The 20,446-nt window shown below is 39.6% G+C and carries 14 protein-coding genes, 1 tRNA gene and 1 riboswitch; of the genes, 2 read left to right on the top strand and 13 right to left on the bottom strand.

Annotated features, from left to right (window positions below; genetic code table 11):
* Window positions 1–12: 12 nt before the first annotated feature.
* From PYS62_RS04340 to PYS62_RS04280, 13 genes are all read right to left on the bottom strand, one after another.
* Entirely contained in the window at window positions 13–3,777 is a 3,765-nt protein-coding gene (locus tag PYS62_RS04340; RefSeq protein ID WP_315574159.1) for a DNA polymerase III subunit alpha, read from the bottom strand.
* Window positions 3,778–3,788: 11 nt separating this feature from the next.
* Window positions 3,789–5,549, bottom strand: coding sequence for a phospho-sugar mutase (locus PYS62_RS04335; protein ID WP_066715231.1), 1,761 nt, complete (start codon window positions 5,547–5,549; stop codon window positions 3,789–3,791).
* Window positions 5,550–5,597: 48 nt separating this feature from the next.
* Window positions 5,598–7,742, bottom strand: coding sequence for an excinuclease ABC subunit UvrB (gene uvrB / locus PYS62_RS04330; protein ID WP_066715275.1), 2,145 nt, complete (start codon window positions 7,740–7,742; stop codon window positions 5,598–5,600).
* Window positions 7,743–7,842: 100 nt separating this feature from the next.
* Window positions 7,843–7,914 (bottom strand) — tRNA-Trp (locus tag PYS62_RS04325).
* Window positions 7,915–8,195: 281 nt separating this feature from the next.
* Window positions 8,196–8,879, bottom strand: coding sequence for a ribulose-phosphate 3-epimerase (rpe, locus tag PYS62_RS04320; RefSeq protein ID WP_066715232.1), 684 nt, complete (start codon window positions 8,877–8,879; stop codon window positions 8,196–8,198).
* Between the two features lie 15 nt (window positions 8,880–8,894).
* Entirely contained in the window at window positions 8,895–9,350 is a 456-nt protein-coding gene (locus PYS62_RS04315; RefSeq protein ID WP_066715234.1) for a YraN family protein, read from the bottom strand.
* A gap of 122 nt (window positions 9,351–9,472) precedes the next feature.
* Window positions 9,473–10,228, bottom strand: coding sequence for a ribonuclease HII (locus PYS62_RS04310; protein ID WP_082714396.1), 756 nt, complete (start codon window positions 10,226–10,228; stop codon window positions 9,473–9,475).
* Window positions 10,225–11,109 carry a ribosome biogenesis GTPase YlqF gene (gene ylqF / locus PYS62_RS04305; protein ID WP_066715236.1) on the bottom strand — a complete coding sequence of 295 codons (885 nt, stop codon included), beginning with the start codon at window positions 11,107–11,109 and terminating at the stop codon, window positions 10,225–10,227. Before ylqF ends, PYS62_RS04310 begins: the two co-directional genes overlap by 4 nt.
* 75 nt (window positions 11,110–11,184) lie before the next feature.
* Entirely contained in the window at window positions 11,185–11,541 is a 357-nt protein-coding gene (gene rplS / locus PYS62_RS04300; protein ID WP_066715238.1) for a 50S ribosomal protein L19, read from the bottom strand.
* A gap of 381 nt (window positions 11,542–11,922) precedes the next feature.
* Window positions 11,923–13,185, bottom strand: coding sequence for an ATP-binding protein (locus PYS62_RS04295; protein WP_066715243.1), 1,263 nt, complete (start codon window positions 13,183–13,185; stop codon window positions 11,923–11,925).
* A gap of 398 nt (window positions 13,186–13,583) precedes the next feature.
* Window positions 13,584–14,273, bottom strand: a complete 690-nt coding sequence (locus PYS62_RS04290; protein WP_066715245.1) for an ECF transporter S component — start codon at window positions 14,271–14,273, stop codon at window positions 13,584–13,586.
* 59 nt (window positions 14,274–14,332) lie between these two features.
* Window positions 14,333–14,455: riboswitch (FMN riboswitch) on the bottom strand.
* Between the two features lie 65 nt (window positions 14,456–14,520).
* Entirely contained in the window at window positions 14,521–15,933 is a 1,413-nt protein-coding gene (locus PYS62_RS04285) for an N-acetylmuramoyl-L-alanine amidase family protein (protein ID WP_066715247.1), read from the bottom strand.
* Between the two features lie 106 nt (window positions 15,934–16,039).
* A complete protein-coding gene (locus PYS62_RS04280) occupies window positions 16,040–16,483 on the bottom strand; it encodes a Dps family protein (RefSeq protein WP_066715249.1) in 444 nt (147 codons plus the stop codon).
* Window positions 16,484–16,647: 164 nt separating this feature from the next.
* Between PYS62_RS04280 and PYS62_RS04275 the strand changes: the two genes are divergently transcribed.
* Window positions 16,648–18,501 (top strand): ABC transporter transmembrane domain-containing protein, encoded by a 1,854-nt coding sequence (locus PYS62_RS04275; protein ID WP_066715251.1) that lies wholly within the window; start codon window positions 16,648–16,650, stop codon window positions 18,499–18,501.
* Complete coding sequence (locus tag PYS62_RS04270) at window positions 18,486–20,396, top strand: ABC transporter ATP-binding protein (RefSeq protein ID WP_066715254.1); 1,911 nt, start codon at window positions 18,486–18,488, stop codon at window positions 20,394–20,396. The genes PYS62_RS04275 and PYS62_RS04270 overlap by 16 nt, the downstream gene beginning before the upstream one ends.
* The last annotated feature ends 50 nt before the right edge of the window (window positions 20,397–20,446 follow it).

Genomic DNA, 20,446 nt, shown 5'->3' with positions numbered 1-20,446 from the left:
TCCTCTTTTTCTTTACTTAGTCAAAAATCTGATAGCGATATTGTTCCAGCCTAATAATTGGGCAAGTTTTTGCAAAAACTCCACACTCAGTTGAACGCCACGTTTAGAGCGTGTAGCAATGACTTGAGCCAAACTTGCATCATAAACTAAGACTCGATTTTTGCCAGGATACTGTTTACACAAATTACCTAAGGCAGCTAATTGGTCAGACTTATCGCTAGCTAAATGTAGGCACAAAACAGCTTCGGCTAAGTAATTTGCTTGTGAATTAGCAATTAAATTAGGCTGTTCTATAGTAGATTTAACTTGCGGCTGAGCAGCTATAACCGGCTGCTTAGTGGATTTAACTAGCGTCTTAGTCTTAGCTATAATATTTTCGCCGTTAGCATAACTTACTTTTGCTTTAGGTGCTGTATTTTTAAGCTTTGAATGCAAAGTTTCTAAATTTTCAGCTGTATATGGCAAACATTCATCAACAATCAAGGCAGCTGCAAAATCACCTTGTGCACTGACTTTGCCCTTAAAAACATAGACTTGATTTTCTTGTAAATCAGCCTTGCATTTCTCCCAAACAGAGCTAAAACAAAGCGCCTCAAAATCACCTGTATAATCTTCTAACTGCAAAATCGCCCAAGCTACCTGCTTTTTATTGATTCGTTTGTTCACTTTTTGCAACAAGCCATACATCAAAACTTCTTGTCCATCAGCAAGCGTTACAGGTAGATTTCCGGCGAATGCAAACGCCTCGTCAGCAGCCTCGGTAGAATCAGTTAAACTTTGATCAAGATACCTTAAATCAGCACTTGTAACACAATAAGCTGATTTAATTAAATCGGGATAGTTGTCCAGAGGATGGCCTTTGAAATAGACAGATGTGTACTCTTTTTCATAGCTTAGTTCTTCTAAGTTAGTAAAAGCTTTGTCTGCTGCCAGCTTAATTTCAGGTAGCTGCTCCGTCTCAGCTTCTGCCAAACTGAACAAAGAAATTTGTTGTTGGCTCACCTGCTCTTTACTTTGGCTGATTAAAGGCAAATATTCAGCTGAAAAAATGAGTTTCTGTAAGCGATTACCCTCTAAGCAATCAAGCGCACCTGCATAAATCAAAGCCTCGATTTTGCTCTTATTAACATTGTACTGCTGCAAAGTCCTTAAGCACTGATCAAGCCGCTTATATGGCCCTGCTTGTTCTCTTGTCGAAACTATTTCAAGCGCCGTATTCAAGCCCAAATTCTTGATTGCGCCCAGAGCATAGTAAATAGCAGTATGCTCAGAGTTACTGATAAATTTGGCTGCTGAATGGTTAATATCAGGTGGCAAAACTTGGATATCCATGCTTCGTGCCATTGTAATATAATGCGCCACCTGTGCCGGTGTGTTGATATAGCTATTTAGCATAGCAGTCATAAATTCACATGGATAATAATGCTTGAGCCAAGCTGTTTGGTAAGCCAAAACAGCATAGCCGGCGGCATGCGCTTTGTTAAAGGCATAACCAGCAAAGGCTAAGATATGGTCAAAAATCACCTTGGCTGACTTCTCATCCACCCCATTATTGACAGCTCCGAGTACAGGCTCTTTATCCGTCTCAGCAAACTTGCCGCCATAGATGAAAATTTTCTCATAGCGTTTCAACTCTTCTGGTTTTTTCTTCGCCATTGCCCGCCGAATGATGTCAGACTGACCCAAAGAAAAGCCAGCTAAGTCACGCACAATCTGCATAACCTGCTCTTGATAAACCATAGAGCCATAAGTAACTTTTAAGCTCTTTTCCAAAGATGGATGCAGATACTTAATTTGACTTGGATCATGACGTGCTTTGACATAATCAGGAATCTGCTGCATTGGGCCTGGACGATAGAGTGAAATTCCAGCGATAATATCTTCCAAACTATCAGGTTTCAAAGCTTGCATGAACGAAGTCATACCAGCACTTTCAAGTTGGAAGACCGCCCCTGTTTGGCCACGACTAATATCCTCATAAATAGCTGGATCAGCATAAGCTAATTTGGTGAAATCAATAGTTTGACCAGTCTTTTCATAAATTGCTTGGCAGGCTGCACTTATCACTGTCAAGGTTCTTAAACCGAGAAAGTCAAATTTCAAAAGGCCAACTTGCTCAATTAAATCTTTGTCATACTGCACAACTACAGCTTCATCATTCTTGGCTAAAGGCGCAATTGCTTTGATGTCCTTACCTGAAATAATAACACCGGCTGCGTGCGTGGAAGTATGGCGTGGTAAGCCTTCTAACTTTTCGGCAATTTCATAGTCGTGCCTAAATTCAGCATTAGTATCGTAAAGCTTACGTATATCCTTGCTTATTTCTAAAGTGGACTTCAAAGTAATATTTGGCCGATTCGGCATGTACCTCAAAAGCTTAGTCACTTCACTTGGACTTTTGCCACAAACTCTTAATACATCTTTCAGACAAGCTCTAGCAGCTAAAGTACCAAACGCAATAACTTGGCAGACGTGATTCTGACCGTATTTGCGTGTGACATAATCAATCACTTCTTGCCTACGCTCATAGCAGAAATCAATATCGAAATCTGGCATGCTGACACGTTCTGGATTCAAAAAGCGTTCAAACAACAAATCATATTCAAGCGGATCAATATCCGTTATTCTTAAAGCATATGCAACTAAGGAAGCTGCACCAGAGCCACGACCTGGCCCGACTGGAATGCCCTGACTTTTGGCATAGTTGATGAAATCCTGCACGATTAGATAGTAATCTGTGTAGCCCATGCTGTTGATCACAGCAAGTTCTCTTTTTAGGCGGGCCTCATAATCAGCTACTTCAAATCGAGAACAAATATGTTTGGCTAACCTTGCCTCTAAGCCAGCTTTGGCTAATTGTTCTAAGTAGTCTGTACTTGTTAAGCCATCTGGAGCTGCAAATTCAGGCAGATAAAGCTTGCCAAACTGCATCTTCATCGCCTTGCAACGTTCAGCAATTTTAACTGTATTAGAAATAGCTTCTGGACAATCTTGAAAAGCAGCGATCATCTCATCAGCGCTCTTAAGATAATAACTATGACCGCCTAAGAATCTGAAGCGATTAGGATCTGAGACTAAGCTGTTAGTCTGCATACAGAGCAAAATATCGTGCGCTTCCCAATCTTTTTGTTCTAAATAATGCGCATCGTTAGTCGCAACTACTCCTAAATCAAGCTCTTTGGCCAAGTGCTTTAATTCAGCATTACATAATCGTTGCTCTGGTAAATCATTAGCTTGTAGCTCCAAAAAGAAATTATCTGTTCCAAACAGCTTTTTATAGCGTTCCGCAATTTGCTTAGCCAAAGGATAATCATCAGCCTGTAAGGCCTGATCAATTTCACTACCTAAGCAACCTGACAGGCAGATTAAGCCCTCGTGATACTTTAATAAAAGATCATAATCGACACGTGGTTTGTAATAGAAGCCCTCTAACCAAGCTTTGGAAAGGAGAATGTTCAAGTTCCTTAAGCCAACATTGTTCTCAACCAACACCAATAAGTGATAACGTTCCCGATCACTTCGTTCAGTTTTACTAAAGCGGCTGCCCCTTGTCACATAGAGCTCAACGCCGATGATAGCTTGCATATTTGCTGCCTGCATCGTTTTATAAAATTCAACGGCCCCAAACATGTTGCCATGATCAGTAATTGCGCAAGCATTCATACCAAGTGCTTGTAATTTATTAGGCAAGTCCTTGATTCTAATTGCGCCATCCAGTAAAGAATATTCACTGTGTACGTGCAAATGGACAAATTTATTTACTTGAACAGACTCCATCTCCCTATCCATTAAGCCATGAGCTTATCTAATGTATGACGCATGACTTCTTCTAATGCTTTTGCTTTTTGTGAAGCTGCTATTTCTGTGTCAGCATATGCTGCACAATATACTTTCAACTTTGGTTCTGTACCAGATGGACGAATAGCCACAAAATCTAAACCATTTGTAAATCTGAAACGCAAAACATTAGACTTAACTTTGATCTCAAGCTCTCTGGTCTTACCTGTTTGGTAGTTGTAACTAGTAGACTTAGTGTAATCTTCTAATTCTTCTACTTCTAAGTTCGGGAAAGTCAAATTAACTTCGCCATTTCGGATAACTTCCATAGCATGATTAATCTGCTTCTGACCTTCAATGCCCTCTCTTACGATTGAGAAAACATTTTCCTTGCCGTAATTATACTTTTCAAACAGCTCTACGAGTAAATCATTGACATTCTTGCCATCATCAGCTGCTTTAGCTGCCATTTCAGCCAAAAGCATACATGCAACAACAGCATCCTTATCTCTAACTTCTGTTTCAGCTAAGAAACCATAGCTTTCTTCAAAGCCAAAGACGAATGTCTCTAAGCCAGTTTCATGATATTGCTTAATTTTTTCACCAATATACTTAAAGCCAGTTAATGTACGATAGCACTTAACGCCATAATTAGCTGCAATCTTATCTGCCAATGATGTAGATACAATAGTTGTGACTACAAAGGAATTAGGTTTTAGGGTGTTACTTGCCTTTTTGGCTGACAAAATGTATTCCATCAAAAGAATACCAATCTGGTTACCTGTCACAATCTGATAACTGCCATCTTTACGCTTAACAAGTAAACCTGTACGGTCACTATCAGGGTCAGTTGCAATGACCAAATCGGCCTTGACTTCATTAGCTAATTTAATTGCACGTTCCCAAGCACAAGCTTCTTCGGGGTTTGGGAATGGAATGCCAGCAAAATCGCCATCTGGATTTTGCTCTTCTTTCACAGTGTATACGTTCTTGAAGCCAATAGCATTTAAGATACGGTTAACTGGTTTGTTGCCGCAACCACAAAGTGGAGTATAGACAATCTTCAAATCTGAATGACGTTTAACAACGTCCTTATCAATCTGGACTTTTAAGAGCATTGCATCGAATGCTTCATCCAAATCTTTGCCAACATATTGCAATAAGCCCTTGTCCAAAGCTTCCTTCTCGCTCAGCCAAGAAAGAGTGCGAATATCTGTAATCTTAGCCATCTCAGCCATGATTCTGTCAGCAGCCTCAGGTGGCATCTGTCCACCATCGACCCCGTAAGCTTTGTAGCCGTTATATTTAGCTGGATTGTGGCTAGCTGTAATCATGACACCGCCTATGCAGTTATAAAAACGCACAGCAAATGAAAGCATTGGTGTTGGACGAATTTCGTCAACCAAGCGCACAGGAATATTGTGCTTAGCAAAAACTAATGCAGACTTCAAAGCAAACTCTTTGGAATTATGGCGTGAATCATAAGAGATAACTAAGCCACGTTTTTTCTCTTCTTCAGTTAAAGTGTCGATATAGCGTGAAAAAGCTTCACTAGCCAAACTAACTGTATAGACATTCATTCGATTAGTACCAGCGCCCATAATGCCACGTAAGCCGGCTGTACCAAACTCTAAATACTTGTAGAATCGCTCTGTAATTTCTTCTGTCTGCCCACTTATGGCTTGCAATTCTTTATGTGTAGCTTCATCAAAAAAAGGATCGTGCAACCAAAAGTTGTATAAGTCGTTACTTGTTATCGTATTTTCGCTCATCTCAAAAAGCGCCTCCCAATACTTTGTCTGTTAATTATAACATCTGCCCTAGATAGAAACATCTAACAAGGCTTTTAAATCTCGCATCTTCGCAGCTGTTTCAAAGTCCAAATCATTGATAGCTTGTTTCTGGACCTGTTCGATCTGCTGTCCAAACATAGTTTGTTCTTCTTTAGTTGCCACTTGGTAAGCTTTGATCAGCTCAGCATAGTGTTCACTAATTTCAAGCTTCGACATGAAGGTATGTTCTTCATTGTTATCAACGCCAGCCAAATCAAGCACTTGTTTCTTTCTCCGCTGATTTGCTTTACGGGCTTTGTATTCAGTCTCAGACTCCCGTGTATCCAACTTGGTGCTAAGAAGTTCACGCACACCTTTTTGTACAGTCTTGGGCACAATGTGGTGTTCAGCATTATAAGCTTGCTGAATTTGGCGACGACGATTAGTTTCCGTAATTGCCTCTAACATAGATTCAGAAACAGTATCTGCAAACAAAATAACATGTCCATGCGCATTTCTGGATGCACGGCCAATAATTTGGATTAAAGAAGTGGTTGAACGCGATAAGCCCTGTTTGTCAGCATCAAAAATGCCAATTAACGATACTTCAGGTAAGTCGATACCTTCTCTTAAAAGGTTGATACCAATTAAGACATCATATTTGCCTATTCGTAAATCACGCAAAATTTCGCTACGTTTCTGATTCGGCACATCGGCATGAATATAAGCTGCCTTAATGCCGTTTTTCTTCAAATGCTCGCTAATTTCCTCAGCTAAGCGTTTAGTCGTTGTCAACAATAATGTGCGCTCATTACGTTCAATTCGCAAATTAATCTGTCTAAGAGCGTAAGCAATCTGATCTTTTTCCGGATGAATTTCAATCTCTGGATCTAAGAGACCAGTTGGGCGAATGATCTGTTCAGCAAAGGTGGCTGAGTTTTCGTGTTCGAAGTCCCCTGGTGTAGCTGAAACGAACAATGCCTGCTTAATCTTCTGCCAAAACTCATCTTTGGTTAAAGGGCGATTATCTAAGCAAGATGGCAAACGAAAGCCATAATCAACAAGGGCTTGCTTGCGTGAGTGGTCGCCTAGATACATGGCACCTAACTGAGGAATAGTCATGTGCGACTCATCAATCATCAAAAGAAAATCATCAGGAAAGAAATCCACCAATGTATATGGGGCCGAGCCTGGCAAGCGTTGACTTAGATGTCTGGAATAATTCTCAATGCCCTTACAAAAACCAGTTTCTTGCATCATGGCCAAATCGTAATTTGTGCGTTGTTCCAAACGATAAGCTTCCACAATTTTGCCAGTATTCTGTAATTCAGCTAATCTTGCTTGTAATTCAGCTTGAATATTAGGGATAGCTTCTTTGATTGCTTCTTCCCTAACTAAATAACGACTGGCTGGGTTAATGCTGACAAAAGTTCGCTTGCTGATAACATTGTTATTGAGCGCTTGCATCTCAGAGATACTCTCTACCTCATCATCAAAAAATTTGATGCGAATATACATATTTTCTGATTCAATTGGGAAAATATCCAAAGTATCGCCACGCAGCCTAAAAGCGCCACGTTTGAAATCAAAATCATCACGCACATACTGAATGCTGATTAATTTAGTCACGATATCCTTGATTGGTTTAATCTGCCCGACTTTAATCGGTAAGGTTAAATTGACATAGTCTAATGGTGAAATTAAGCCATAGATACAGGAAACGGTGGCCACGATGATGACGTCATTACGCTCCAAAATGCTGCTCACAGCTAGGTGGCTCAGGCGATCGATGTCTTCGTTGATCGAGGCGTCTTTCTCAATATAAGTATCTGTCCGCGCCACATATGATTCTGGCTGATAGTAGTCGTAATAAGATACGTAATATTCAACGGCATTTTCGGGGAAAAGTGCCTTAAATTCAGCACAAAGCTGGGCAGCCAGAGTCTTAGTATGAGCCAAAACTAGAGTTGGGCGTTGTAGCTTCTGTATGACGTTAGCCATGGTAAATGTTTTACCTGAACCAGTTACACCTACAAGGGTTTGGAAACGATTGCCAGCTTGAATGGACGCGCAAATTTTGTTAATGGCAGCTGGCTGGTCACCAGTTGGTTGGTACTTACTAACAAGTTTAAATGGCTGGCTCTGCTTTTTGTTCTTAGCATGCAAGTCTGTCAAGCTAATTTCAGTTTCCATCCAACATGTATCTGTCATTAAAAGTCCTCTATCATCCTCTGTCAGCTAATTAATGTTCAGGCAATAAAAAAGCTTACTATAAACATAGTAAGCAATGAAACAGGGGAGACAGGATTTGAACCCGCAACCGACGGTTTTGGAGACCGTTGCTCTACCGTTGAGCCACTCCCCTATAGCTATGACAATATAGTAAATTTTTGGGCGCTTGTCAAGTGGTGAATCGACCTGTGTGTAGTTAATCAATGATAATTAATTCCCTGTAAGTAAGCAATTTCTGGAGCTTTCGACTTTATAATCAAGTTTTGAGGCGCCATCTCATATAAGCAAGCTAGCCCAGATATTCTGAGCTAGCATTACTAACCGACATCCATCAACGACCACAATATATGGCATACTGGCGATAAAGTCAATCAGTCAATTTGTAACAATTCGTCACATTTCACAGCTCTAATTTCACTCCCCTAAAGCCCTAAACTGCCTTAAACAGCTAGCTGGATCTGCATGATGAAACACTTCTGTCCCAGCAACCAACACATCAGCCCCAGCTTCTAACAAGGCCTTGGCATTGTGCAACTTTACGCCTCCGTCCACCTCGATCAAGCAACGTAGTTTGCGCTCTCTAATCACAGCTTTGAGTTCCTTAATCTTATCCAAGCTATAGTCAATAAATTTCTGACCGCCATAGCCAGGATTGACCGACATAATTAAGACCATATCACAAAGCGGCAAAATATCTTTAACTATGCAAACTGGTGTACCAGGATTCAGTGCCACAGCAGCCCCTAAGCCTAAGTTATGCAAAGACCTTAGAGCCTGATCTGGATGTTTCACAGCTTCAAGATGGAAAGTTATACTATCAGCCCCAGCTTGCTTAAAGCGTTCAAAATAGCGTTCAGGTGCTTCAATCATTAGGTGCATATCAAGTGGCTTTTTGCTAACACTGCGTACAGCTTCCATGAGAGGAAACCCAAACGAAATATTCGGCACAAACAACCCATCCATCACGTCAAAATGATACATGTCAGCTTCAGCCTCAGCTTTGGCTAAATCAGCTTGCAAATTAGCAAAATTACAAGCCAATAACGATGGACTTAAATACAACTTCTTATTCGCACCAACAATCTCAGAAATAGTCATAATTCCCTCCACATGTCAGTCAAGTATATCACGAAAGCTAAAGAACTGAATCAGATAATCACCCCAGCGTACATTAATATGTTTAAGCGAAATTGCCTGATTTAACTTCTCTTCAAGCTCCTTGACACTCAAATTGCCAATTGGGCGCATCAAAACTAAATACAGCTCGCTAATCTGACAATAAGGATAGCTTGCATTCCACACTAAACTTGCCCGATACAAACGCCTTAACTGACGCATAGTAAGCGGCCAATTTAGCTCTGTCTGACAACTTCTATACTTAACCTCAAACAAAGCAACCTTTTTGCCCTTAGCAATCACATCGACTTGACCTGCCCCACTCCTATTAGAGCGCCAATTGTAAATTACTAACTGCCACCCATGCTTAGCTAACCATTCTAAGAACAAATGCTCCGCCTGAAAGCCATCTATACTTTGATTACTCAATTTAACTAATTCACTATTTGCCATAAGCTAAGTATAGAACTTAAGGAGCTAAATAAACTAAGCAAAAAAATTCAAAAATTCAAAAATTCCAAAGTTAAAAATTTCAAAAATCAAGATTTATAAGGTGCTCAAAAAACTACATAGCCTTACTTAGCTAACTTCTCTGCTTGCCATTTTCTTAAAAATAAAGCTCGATGCCACTTACACGACCCATATGTATCTAAAGCTTGGTAATGCTCCTTGGTGCCATAACCTTTATTCTTATCCCAGGCATACATTGGATAGTCTAAAGCTAACTTAGTCATCAACTTATCACGATAAACTTTGGCAATTATAGAAGCAGCAGCTATTGAATACGACAAGCTATCACCTTTGGCTGGATGAATACAACCGTATTTTGTTGGATAAGCTAGATCAATATAATCAACTAACAAACTATCTGCTTTTAGCTTTAATTTGCCTAAAGCTCTTAGCATAGCCCGTTTATCTGCTTCTAAGATATTATACTCAGCTATCTCTTCAACTGACGCTTCTTCAATAGCATAAGCTAGTGCTACGTCTTGAATTTGCTTAGCTAAATTCTCTCGTTGCTTGGCTGATAATCTCTTTGAATCGTTCAAATGTAAAGGGCAGCGAAAATCAGCCGGCAAAATCACGCAAGCTGCCACCAAAGGACCTGCTAAACAGCCTCTGCCAACTTCATCTACGCCAGCAATATATCTTGCACCTTGTTGATACAATTTTTGTTCAAATTGCGACTTATCCGGATAAGCTAACTGCATGAATTCAAGGCCACTTGCTAATTTGCTATAATCCAAGTTACTTGTAGCCACAGGCTCAGCTTTTTCGGGCTTGCTGTCTAAATAAGCTTCTAAATCATAAACAGGCTGCTTGTCTGTCATTCACATGCCTCATTTTCATTCACATAATCCGTTGGGCGCTCTAAGCTGATAGCACCTAACGTGCCATTTCTTAAATCATTCAAAAAAGCTTTGGCAAAACGCTCATAGTCTAACTTACCTTTGGCACGTATACAGCCTTGATTTCTAACTGCTTCATCAAACAATTCAACTGAAAACTCAGACTGACTATCTAATTTGTAGCGTTTGGCTAAGAGTTCTGGATAATATTGCCACAGATGTGCAAAACCTTTGTATGTTAAATTCTCTTTATCTAAAATAGTTTCAGGAATAGAGGCTACCAAAGCTAGATAAAGTTGCGCTTCTACGCGCTCAATTTTGGGCCACAACAAACCCGGTGTATCTAAGAAAGCTAAGTTATCAACTTCACTCTTGATCCACTTACTCTGTCTAGTCACCCCAGGGCGGTTGCCTGTATCGTTGCTTTTGCGTCCAACCAAATTGTTGATAAAGGTCGATTTACCAGAATTAGGCACGCCTACAACCATCACCTTCAAATCTTTTTGGTCTAGGCCGCGTTGCTCGTTCCGTTCAAGTAAGGCCCCTGCCTGTGTATAAATGAATTGCAACAATTTAGGCAATTGTTGCCGTTGTTTACTGTTGTATAAGAATGTAGGCAAATTGTTAGCTTGAAAATAATTAAGCCAAGCCTGATTGACCTTAGCATCAGCTAAGTCTGCTTTATTCATCAGAATGAGATGCACTTTGTTATGCGTATAGCGCCTAAGTTCAGGATTTCTACTACTGTATGGTAGTCTGGCATCCACCATTTCTAACACTACATCGACTAATTTTATCTGGCTATTTAAATTTCTAAATGTCTTAGCCATATGGCCAGGAAACCATTGCGCAATCTGCTCCATCTCTTATACCTTTCTAATGCAAGATACAAAAAAGCAGAGCTAATGCTCTGCTCTAACGTCTTGTTCAAATAAGCTTCACTTCTTATTAGCCAAGCGCTCTCTAACGCGAGCAGCTTTACCTGAACGATTACGTAAGTAATACAATTTAGCACGACGTACAACGCCCTTGTGTACGAGCTCAATCTTAGCTATTGATGGGCTATGAACTGGCACTACACGCTCAACACCGATACCAAATGATAAACGACGGACTGTCACTGTCTCACTCAAGCCTTTACCTGACAATGCAATGACTGTACCTTCAAAAATCTGAATACGCTCACGTTGACCTTCTGTGATGCGAAGATGCATCTTAATATAATCACCAACTTCGAGCTTTGGCAAATCAGTTCTGAGTTGACTTTGCTCAACTGCCTTAACTAAATCTCTCATGCGTACCTCCTTAAATAAACACCAGGTGTTCTTGCACGCACCGCAGCGGACCACCTTGAAATAACTCACCAATTATAGCAGAAAATCCCTATATTTAGCAAATTTTCGGATCATAAAAAATGCCTCCCCTGGGTCACATCACAAAATCTGCAATGTGCGGGGAGTGCTGTTGTCTATATTCTACAAATTACTTGATCGTAATAGGAAAACAAATTATTAACTTTGCAATCAATGCAGCCTACTGCTGTTTCCTCATAGCTTTTTTCCATAGCTTAGTGACCACTTTGTACTATTTTGCACAAATTGGCCAGTAGACGATATATCACGCTAAATGAGCCTAGAAAACGCAAAAATCATAAGTATTGCACTTTTTTAAGCACATTAATGGTAAATAAGTTCAAGATTAATCAGGAAATCAAGTAACCCCACAACCAGAATGCCTTCTTCGGTATACCAAGGTCTAACAGTTCCGCCAACTAAAATTATTTTACGAAAGGCATCATTAATATTTAATAACGACTTTTCTTCTTGCAGCGTTTCCTCTCTAGTTGGCAAAGCAAGCGCAGACTGAATGTAGAACCTTTGGTCAGCCTTGTTCACAACAAAATCAACTTCTGTTTGTTTGCGCATATAATTACCATTTTTGTCTTTGTCCTGAATTTGCACTCGGCCGACATCAACTTGATACCTTAAACGCTTTAATTCGTTGTAGATAATATTTTCCATGATATGGCTTTCTTCCATTTGTCTAAAACCAAGCACCGCATTTCTTATACCTATGTCGGTAAAATAATATTTGCTTGGACTAGCTATATACTTTCTACCTTTAATGTCATAGCGAAGCGTCTGTTCCAAAAGAAAGGCATCCTCAAGATACGAAATATAATTTTCAAGAGTTGTCTTAGAAATAGAAACATGAGCAACAGAGGCAAAAGTTTCGACCAAATTTCTAGTACTAGTTAGAGCGCCAATTGAAGAAGCTAGCACCCTTGTTAAATCGCTTAACTCACTCTTTTTTCTAATATTATGGCGTTCAATAATATCTCTTTTATACGTGTTTTCAAATACTGATTGCAAAAAGTTACGTTTTTGTTCCTCATCATCTAACAAAACAACTTGCGGAAGGCCACCAAAACGCCAATACTCTTCCCAAGCATCTCGTTTATCTTTAGTATAAACTGACATAAATTCAGAAAAAGACAGAGGATAAACGCGAATCTGATCACTTCTTCCACGAAATTCCGTCACAATATCTGATGAAAGGAATTTTGAATTACTACCACTTACATAGACGTCTAAATTGTGCATGTGCAAAAAGCTATTAAGTACTCCAACAAAGTCTTCCATCATCTGAACTTCATCGATAAATACATAGTAAATTTGCCTATCTTTGATACAGGCATCAATATAGTCAAGCATTTTATCGGGATTACGTAATTCCTTATATCTTCTGTCATCAAGCGAAATTCGCATAATATGATCTGCTTTAACTCCATCTTCAATTAAATGGTCATAGAAAAGTTTCATAAGAATATAAGTTTTACCTGAGCGACGCATACCAGATATAACTTTGATAAGACCATTACCTTGTGCCGAAATCAATCTTTTAACATAATAATCTCGCTTTATTTCACGACCAAACATCTTAATCTACCTCTTCTCGCTTACAGCTTGTAGCTTACTGACCATTTTATGCTATTTTGCACAAATTGGCCAGTAGATAGCATGTATCACGTAAAGCACCAGTAACCCTAACACACAGAACGCACGCAAAACAAAGACAAAAAATCATAATATTGTGCTTTGCAATCAATGCAGCCTACTGCTGTTTCCTCATAGCTTTTTCCATAGCTTAGTGACCACTTTGTACTATTTTGCACAAATTGGCCAGTAGACAACATGCATTACGTTCATCAACTGAAAATCTTGCGAAACAAAGCCCAAAAACGCCTACAAAGCAGAGGCAAAAATTGCAAAAGGACGCCCGCTAATTTCTTAAGCGGGCAAACGAATACATGAGTGGCTAAACAAGCAATACTAACTTAAATTAGCTTATACTGCTCCAGCAATAACAAGATAGCTGTCAAAGCTAAGAAAAGCAATATCAAGCTGATGGCTAATTTACGTGAACTTGTATCTGACTCAAGCACTGTAAAATTGTGCGTTAAACCACTCTTTTGTAAAATTGGCCACATCGTCAAATACAAGCTCAGGGCCAAAATCGAATTGATCGTCCCCTTCAAAAGATTAAATGGTAGAACAAACCTCAACATGAATGGAATCATCTTAGTGCGTGTCATAGCTGGCATGAATAGAGGTGTAAAAATATAGTTCCATAATTGCATGGTAATATTCAGGCTGATAATACCGATGACAAGGCCGATAATAAGCTGCTTTAAGTTGCGCTTTTTGTTGACAGCTATCGCAACTGGCATAACAAAACTGACACAGCCTAAGAAGTTCATGATAAAGCCGATAATTCCGCTCTTACTAATTGTAATCAACTGCAGAAATGGAACGGCAAAACACATGAGCAAGCTATACATGGGATTTAGCAAACAGGCTGCTAAGATATAGAATACGTCCTTAGCATCATACTTTAGGAAATCTGCCCCTGGTAGCAAGGGAATTTCGAACAAAAAGACGGCTATATAAGCAATAGCGACGAACAAACTGGTTAAAGCTAAATTGTTGACAGCCTGCTTGGACTGGCATTGACAATTTCTCTGCATAAACTACTCCTCTCGACAACTTGGTGTTTCAAAGTAGTCTAAGCAACAAAATTGCAGTTAAACGTTTTCTCCCATCCAGACTTTACTGTCGGTTTCGGAATTGCACCGAATCTGTAAGCAATTAAGCTAACTCGTGGACTATCACCACCGGTAAGGATTTTCACCATTCCCTGAAAACACTTGTGTCTCTAAAATTTGCCTTCATTATAGCAAAGAAAAACTAAATAAATTGTGATCTTGGCCAAAATTAGGCAGATTTTTCTGTCGAAGTTGGCTCACTTTCACTACTTGTAGACATAGCTTCACTGGCTTTGACTGGAGCTTGATTTTGAACCCCTGATTTTTTCTCACGGTAAGCATCGCTAGCTGATTTCCAATTCTTATCATTGGAATGACTTAAGCCGTCAATTAAAGGCCAATTAGCCGTGCAATAATAGTTATAAATGCCTTTACCGATTGCCTGCGCTAAATTGTTTTGATTATCTTCATCCAAAATCCAACTCAAATCGCCCTCATCGCTGATAAAGCCGCACTGTAAAGCCGCTGAAGCATAACCTGTCTCACGCAAAATTGTGAAATTAGCTGGGCCAACTTGCTTACCAGTTTCTGCATTTCTCGCAAAATGCGTGATTTTGCCAACTACTGCATCATAAATACTCTTAGCTAGGCGCTCACGCTCAGCATCATTCTTGTAAGTATAAGCTGGGTTAGCTCGTTCATTTGAAGCAAAAGCAAAGCTACCGTTGGTATCTGGTTGGCCGTTCATGTTTTGTAATTCATTTTCAAAGATAAAATCAGAATTCAAATAGTATGCCAAAAAGCCCTTTATCTGATTCTCAAGCTGACTTGTTGCACTCATATTTAGAGATAAAACAATCACTTGACGAATCTGGCTCTCTAAATCAAACAATTGGCGCATCGTAGCGCTGACACCATAGCCCCAGGCTACACCTAAGCCAGAGCTTTCTTTGGGCAAATCTTGGCGGTCGTTATTGCGCTCCATGATGTCTTTCATACCATCAGCAATTTCATCTAGCCACTTGCTATCAGTCTGCGACTTTTCAATCTGTGGTTTAACGTAATCAACCGTCCAAGCGCCCACTTTAGCAATACGATAATGCAAAGAACGCCAATCATCATTTTCTCTTAAAAGAATTACTTTGGCGCCCAGATTTTCAAGCACAACTTTTAACTTATTAGCTAGAGAGATAGTAATTTCAGCTTCTGAAACAGTTCTACCTTTAACTTCGCCCGTTGAGCCCAAATCAAGGCTGCTACCATGGCTAGGATCGATGAAAATTACGGCATCTGACAAAGGTTTGTTCTTGAAAGTCCGCTGATTAAACGCTGCCATATCAACATCAATTTTGAGCGGCACGGAAATAGCTTTGGGCCACACTTCCCATGCGCCTTTAGCCTCAGTCTGCACATTATTCTTCGTCACCTCTCTTGGGCTAAATCGAACATCGACTGGGACTTTCTCCTGTTCAACTTTGTTCACATCAACCACTTGCTGTTTGGCCTTACGTTTGGCACTATCACCAATCGTTGGCACATCTACCCTATGACAGCCAACTAGAATCAAGCTTGTTAAGACTAGGCTCAGAGCTTGCTTAAAATAAGTAAATTTACCAAATTTTCTATCTCTATAACTCAGCATCTTCGTCTACTCCTAATTTACTTTATGCATTCCAATAATAACACGAAACACCACCAGCTATTCAACTGATGGTGTTCACTTTCAAATTAAACTTACTTATTATAGTTTAATCGCTAATTTGCATCTTCAACATCCACAAAGCCTTGTTGAAATCAGCAATTTGGTCGTCCAACATATTAGCTGTATCAACTGCACCAATTTCATCAGCATAAGCTCTGATCTCTTTAGCTAAAGCACATTGTGTCTCCATGTCCTTATACCAAATTTGGTAAGCATCCATGCATTCTACTTCTTCAGAAACTTTCTCTTTGAGTGTAGCTAATTCAAGATAAGCTTTCAATGTTGCAGGTGGGCAAACGCCATTGATGCGCAAATGTTCTGCTACTTCGTCCAAATATTCTGCCCAATTCTCGTATTCTGACTCTAAGTACTTGTGGGCTGTAATGAAGCCTTTACCTTTAACATTCCAGTGTAGGTTACAAACCTTGATATAACCCAAACCGAAATTAGCACAGTAAACATTCAACATTTCTTGTAACTTCTTATCCATCTTCTTACCTCTTTCCTTAGGACTTGTCTATATTTTATAGGTAATAGCAAAATATTGTTATGCTTGCAGGCAGCTTATAACAAATTGTTTATAATTAGCATTGAAAGTAATGCAGATGGCAAGTAGCGTTATAGTTATATTTATTTAATAATTTAGGAGCGACTATGGAAAACGACAAAACAGAGAATGCCTCGATTATACAGAAATGGTCCATCGTATTTGGCCCACTCTGCAAGTTAGGTGAAACAATCTTTGAACTTTTAATCCCCTACCTCATGATCAGCCTGATCACCCTGATGTCTAGTAAACAAAGTGAAAGCGTCAGTTACATAGAGACAATTAAGCTCCTTTTAAGAAATTCAAAATTCCAGCTAATTATTCTTCTCTCTCTATTAACTGGTATTCTCGCAATTGCTGCTCAATATTTTGCAAGCAAAGCAGCTACGGATTATACGGCTAAATTGCGAAGCAAAATTTACAAGCACTACATGGAGCTTGATAGTTTGAGTCAAACGAGTTTGGGACAAGATTATCTAAACACAAGAATTGTCAGTGATTGCTTAGCTATTCAAAATGGCCTCAACTTAGGCCTCCGCTTACTCATTCGTTCGCCTTTCATTATTATCGGCTCTCTAATCATGACCTTCATCATTCAGCCTAAAGCGGCCTTAATTTTGGCTATTGCTATTTTAGTTATCAGCCTCATGATCAGCTATTTTTTAAGAAAAAGCTTGAGTGCTTACAAAGAAATGCAAAGCAAAACGAAGCAGATTTTTCGTCAAATTGCCGAGTCAAAAAGCGGTTTAAGCTGCATTCGCGCTTTCAATGCCGAAAGTAAAATCATCAACAAATTTGCTAAAACGAACCGAGAAGAAGCTTATTTTAAGCGTCAATTCTCACTCTTAAATGCCTATATCGCCCCATTAAGCCAAGCATTAATTAACTTTGCCTTGCTCTATTGTCTCTTTTCTTATTACAGCTTGCCCTTCAGCTTGCGCCTAAATGCCGCAACCTTGATTGCCATTTATAGTTATTTTAGTAAAAGCCTGATTGAAACAATTAAATTCGCTAATTTGCTAGTTACGCTAAGTAAGGCCATCGGTAGCTATCAGTTAATTCAAACTTTTTTCAAGCTGAAGGCCGAAGCTAAGCTAGATCTTAATGCAAGCAATGTAATTAATGTAAACAACCCCAAGTCCACAATTAAACCAATCCCAGCAAAAAGCTATTCACTTATAGTCAAGAACTTAACTTTCACTTATACCAAGGATAATTTGCCTGTTTTGGAAAATCTGAATTTGCCAGAAATGCATAGTGGCTGTATTTACGGAATTTTTGGCTTACAAGCAAGCGGCAAAAGCACATTGGCTAGAATTTTAGCTGGCTTATATAAAAGTGATAATGTTGAAATTAAGACAAATGGCAAGCTACTTAAATTCAAGGATGCTAATGAAAAAGCTGCTTTTCTTAATGAACATGTTGCCTATGTTGAACAGGCACCTAAACTGTTAGCAGGAACACTGCGAAGTAATTTCCGTTATGGCTCCATGTCCGATGCAAACTTAAACAGTGCTAAAAACACAGAAGCAATCTGGCATGCTTTGGAGCTAACAGAGGCTATAGACTTTGTCAAAGCCAAAGGTGGCCTTGATTGTCTCGTTAATGAGCAATCGAACAACTTCTCAGGTGGGCAATTAGCCCGCTTAGCCTTGGCCATTGCCTTGTTTAGGCAGCCTGATATTCTGATTCTGGATGACTTTTTGCAAGCCTTGGATCTGAGTACGGCGCTTAAATTACTACGCAATGTCCAAAAAATCAGCCAAGATTGCTTGGTCATCTGCCTCTCCCAACGCCTAGCGACCTTGATCAACAGCGAATGTATCTCTATCCTGCAGGATCAAAGGATTATTGCTGAAGGCAAGCACCAAGACTTACTTAAGTCAAATCCTTATTATCAAGAACTATACAAATTAGAATTTCCTAATGACAAAGGAGCTCAAGCATGCGTAAACTTATGAATTTTTCTAGTCACGATCTCATCGCTCTACTCACATTAAGTCAAACTAAGCTAGAGCAGAGCAGCCAAATTGAAAGCGACATTAAACTGGTTAACTATAAGCTCTATCATTTAGCTACCCTAGCTTGCTGCCTCCTAAATGGCGTCAGCCTCGCTTTCATGCCTTTTATGGTCGGACAATTAATTAAAGAATTAGCTGTTGAAACTGGCGCTCACAATTTTTCTGAATTAGCTCTGATGTTCACTGGCCTAATCTTTGTTCACAGTGTGACAAGTGTTTGCTTGGAGCTCTTAATTTACAAATTCAGCATCAGCGCTATCTGCCAACTACGTCAAAACCTCTTTAATCTCTTTAATTATCAGCAATATGCGCAGGCTAACGGCCTGACAAGCGGCGAGTTAAACAATATTCTCCTACTAGATTTAGACTATCTTGCCCAAGGCATTGAAATGTATTACAAACAATTTTTTACCGCCCTCTTTAGCCTGATTTTCAGTTTTGCCATCATGCTCAAGCTGAATATTTATTTGACTTTAATCATTGTCTGCCTAAGCCCTTTGGCTTTCCTAGTCACCCGCTTTATCAGCCAAAATACACATCGTTATTTTAGTCTGGCCCAAGCTGCGCAAGCTAAGCAGACAAGTCAAGTCTCTGAATCAGCTAAGTCCATCATGCGCATTAAGCAACAAGGCAATCAAGTGTATGCTGTCGAAGCTTTTAATAAGCATAATCATGAGGTGAAAAACTTTTGGCAAGAAGCTATCTTTTATTCCTCCCTCGCAAATCCCCTCAACCGTATTTTGAATAACGTCATCTATATTTTAGTTGCCCTCTTTGGCCTAATCTTTCTCCAGATGGGGCAAGTTAACTTAGCTAGCTTGACAGCTTTCTTGACCTATACAAATGAATTTAGCAAGCCCTTTAGTGACTTAAATGGTGTGCTGGCTGAATTAGAAAAAGCAAAAGTAGCTGTGTCTGAACTAAATGAGCATCTTCATAGCACGCTAAGTGAATCTGAAAGCAGCTTCAACGTAGACAACATTGCTAACGCTGATACTGTAGATAATGCTAGTAATATGAATAATGCAGATAGCGCTCACTCAGACAACATAGTTTCAGACATTAAGGAGCTTACAAGCAAAACTCCAAACGGTGAATTAAAAGCTGAGCATATTAACTTTTCATATAAACTGGGCAAAGAGATTCTGCATGATGTTTCTTTCAGCTTAGAAAAAGGCCAAACTTTGGCTATCGTAGGTCCTTCTGGCTCTGGTAAAAGTACAATTATCAATTTGCTCATGCAATTTTATGAGCCACAATCTGGCAAAATCAGCTTGAATCAGCTGAATGCTAAGTGCTATTCTAAGCCAATTTGGCGACAAAATTTCGCCTTGGTCTTACAAGATAGCTGGATTTTCTATGGCACAATCAGAGAAAATCTCTACTTTGCCAATGAAAAAGCAAGTGAAGCTGAACTTTGGCAGGCTTGCAAAGCTGCTCAGTTAGAGAAATTCATCAAGCGTCTGCCTAAACAGCTAGATACTTTAATTGGCCCAGGCGCGCTGATGCTTTCTTATAGCCAGATGCAGCTTCTTTCATTAGCAAGATTATTCTTGCGCGAGAGTAAAATTATTCTCCTTGACGAAGCTAGTTCTGCTGTTGATTGCTTTAGTGAAGTCAAAATTCAAACAGCAATTCGCAAGCTAAGTCAGACAAAATCTCTCCTAGTTGTCGCCCATCGCCTAGTCAGTATCGCCAATGCTAATTTAATCTTGGTTGTCAAAGATGGCGCTATTCAAGAACGCGGCAATCATATGGAACTCCTTAACAAAAACGGACTTTATGCTAAGCTTTGGCAAGCGCAATATCCTTTGGCCAAAACAAATTGTAATTAATATTTCAAGCAAGCAAAAGAGCCTGACCTTTAGCGCTATATGGGCACTAA

The sequence above is a fragment of the Amygdalobacter nucleatus genome (assembly GCF_029167365.1).
GTDB classification, from domain to species: Bacteria; Bacillota; Clostridia; order Saccharofermentanales; family Fastidiosipilaceae; genus Amygdalobacter; species Amygdalobacter nucleatus.
The sequence above is the reverse complement of the archived record's forward strand: the minus strand, read 5'-3'. Positions and strand labels throughout refer to the sequence as shown.

Excerpts from the sequence above, each read along its gene's own strand:
- PYS62_RS04340 (WP_315574159.1), bottom strand. The coding sequence starts at position 3,777 with ATGGAGTCTGTTCAAGTAAATAAATTTGTCCATTTGCACGTACACAGT.
- PYS62_RS04335 (WP_066715231.1), bottom strand. The coding sequence starts at position 5,549 with ATGAGCGAAAATACGATAACAAGTAACGACTTATACAACTTTTGGTTG.
- uvrB (WP_066715275.1), bottom strand. The coding sequence starts at position 7,742 with ATGGAAACTGAAATTAGCTTGACAGACTTGCATGCTAAGAACAAAAAG.
- rpe (WP_066715232.1), bottom strand. The coding sequence starts at position 8,879 with ATGACTATTTCTGAGATTGTTGGTGCGAATAAGAAGTTGTATTTAAGT.
- PYS62_RS04315 (WP_066715234.1), bottom strand. The coding sequence starts at position 9,350 with ATGGCAAATAGTGAATTAGTTAAATTGAGTAATCAAAGTATAGATGGC.
- PYS62_RS04310 (WP_082714396.1), bottom strand. The coding sequence starts at position 10,228 with ATGACAGACAAGCAGCCTGTTTATGATTTAGAAGCTTATTTAGACAGC.
- ylqF (WP_066715236.1), bottom strand. The coding sequence starts at position 11,109 with ATGGAGCAGATTGCGCAATGGTTTCCTGGCCATATGGCTAAGACATTT.
- rplS (WP_066715238.1), bottom strand. The coding sequence starts at position 11,541 with ATGAGAGATTTAGTTAAGGCAGTTGAGCAAAGTCAACTCAGAACTGAT.
- PYS62_RS04295 (WP_066715243.1), bottom strand. The coding sequence starts at position 13,185 with ATGTTTGGTCGTGAAATAAAGCGAGATTATTATGTTAAAAGATTGATT.
- PYS62_RS04290 (WP_066715245.1), bottom strand. The coding sequence starts at position 14,273 with ATGCAGAGAAATTGTCAATGCCAGTCCAAGCAGGCTGTCAACAATTTA.
- PYS62_RS04285 (WP_066715247.1), bottom strand. The coding sequence starts at position 15,933 with ATGCTGAGTTATAGAGATAGAAAATTTGGTAAATTTACTTATTTTAAG.
- PYS62_RS04280 (WP_066715249.1), bottom strand. The coding sequence starts at position 16,483 with ATGGATAAGAAGTTACAAGAAATGTTGAATGTTTACTGTGCTAATTTC.
- PYS62_RS04275 (WP_066715251.1), top strand. The coding sequence starts at position 16,648 with ATGGAAAACGACAAAACAGAGAATGCCTCGATTATACAGAAATGGTCC.
- PYS62_RS04270 (WP_066715254.1), top strand. The coding sequence starts at position 18,486 with ATGCGTAAACTTATGAATTTTTCTAGTCACGATCTCATCGCTCTACTC.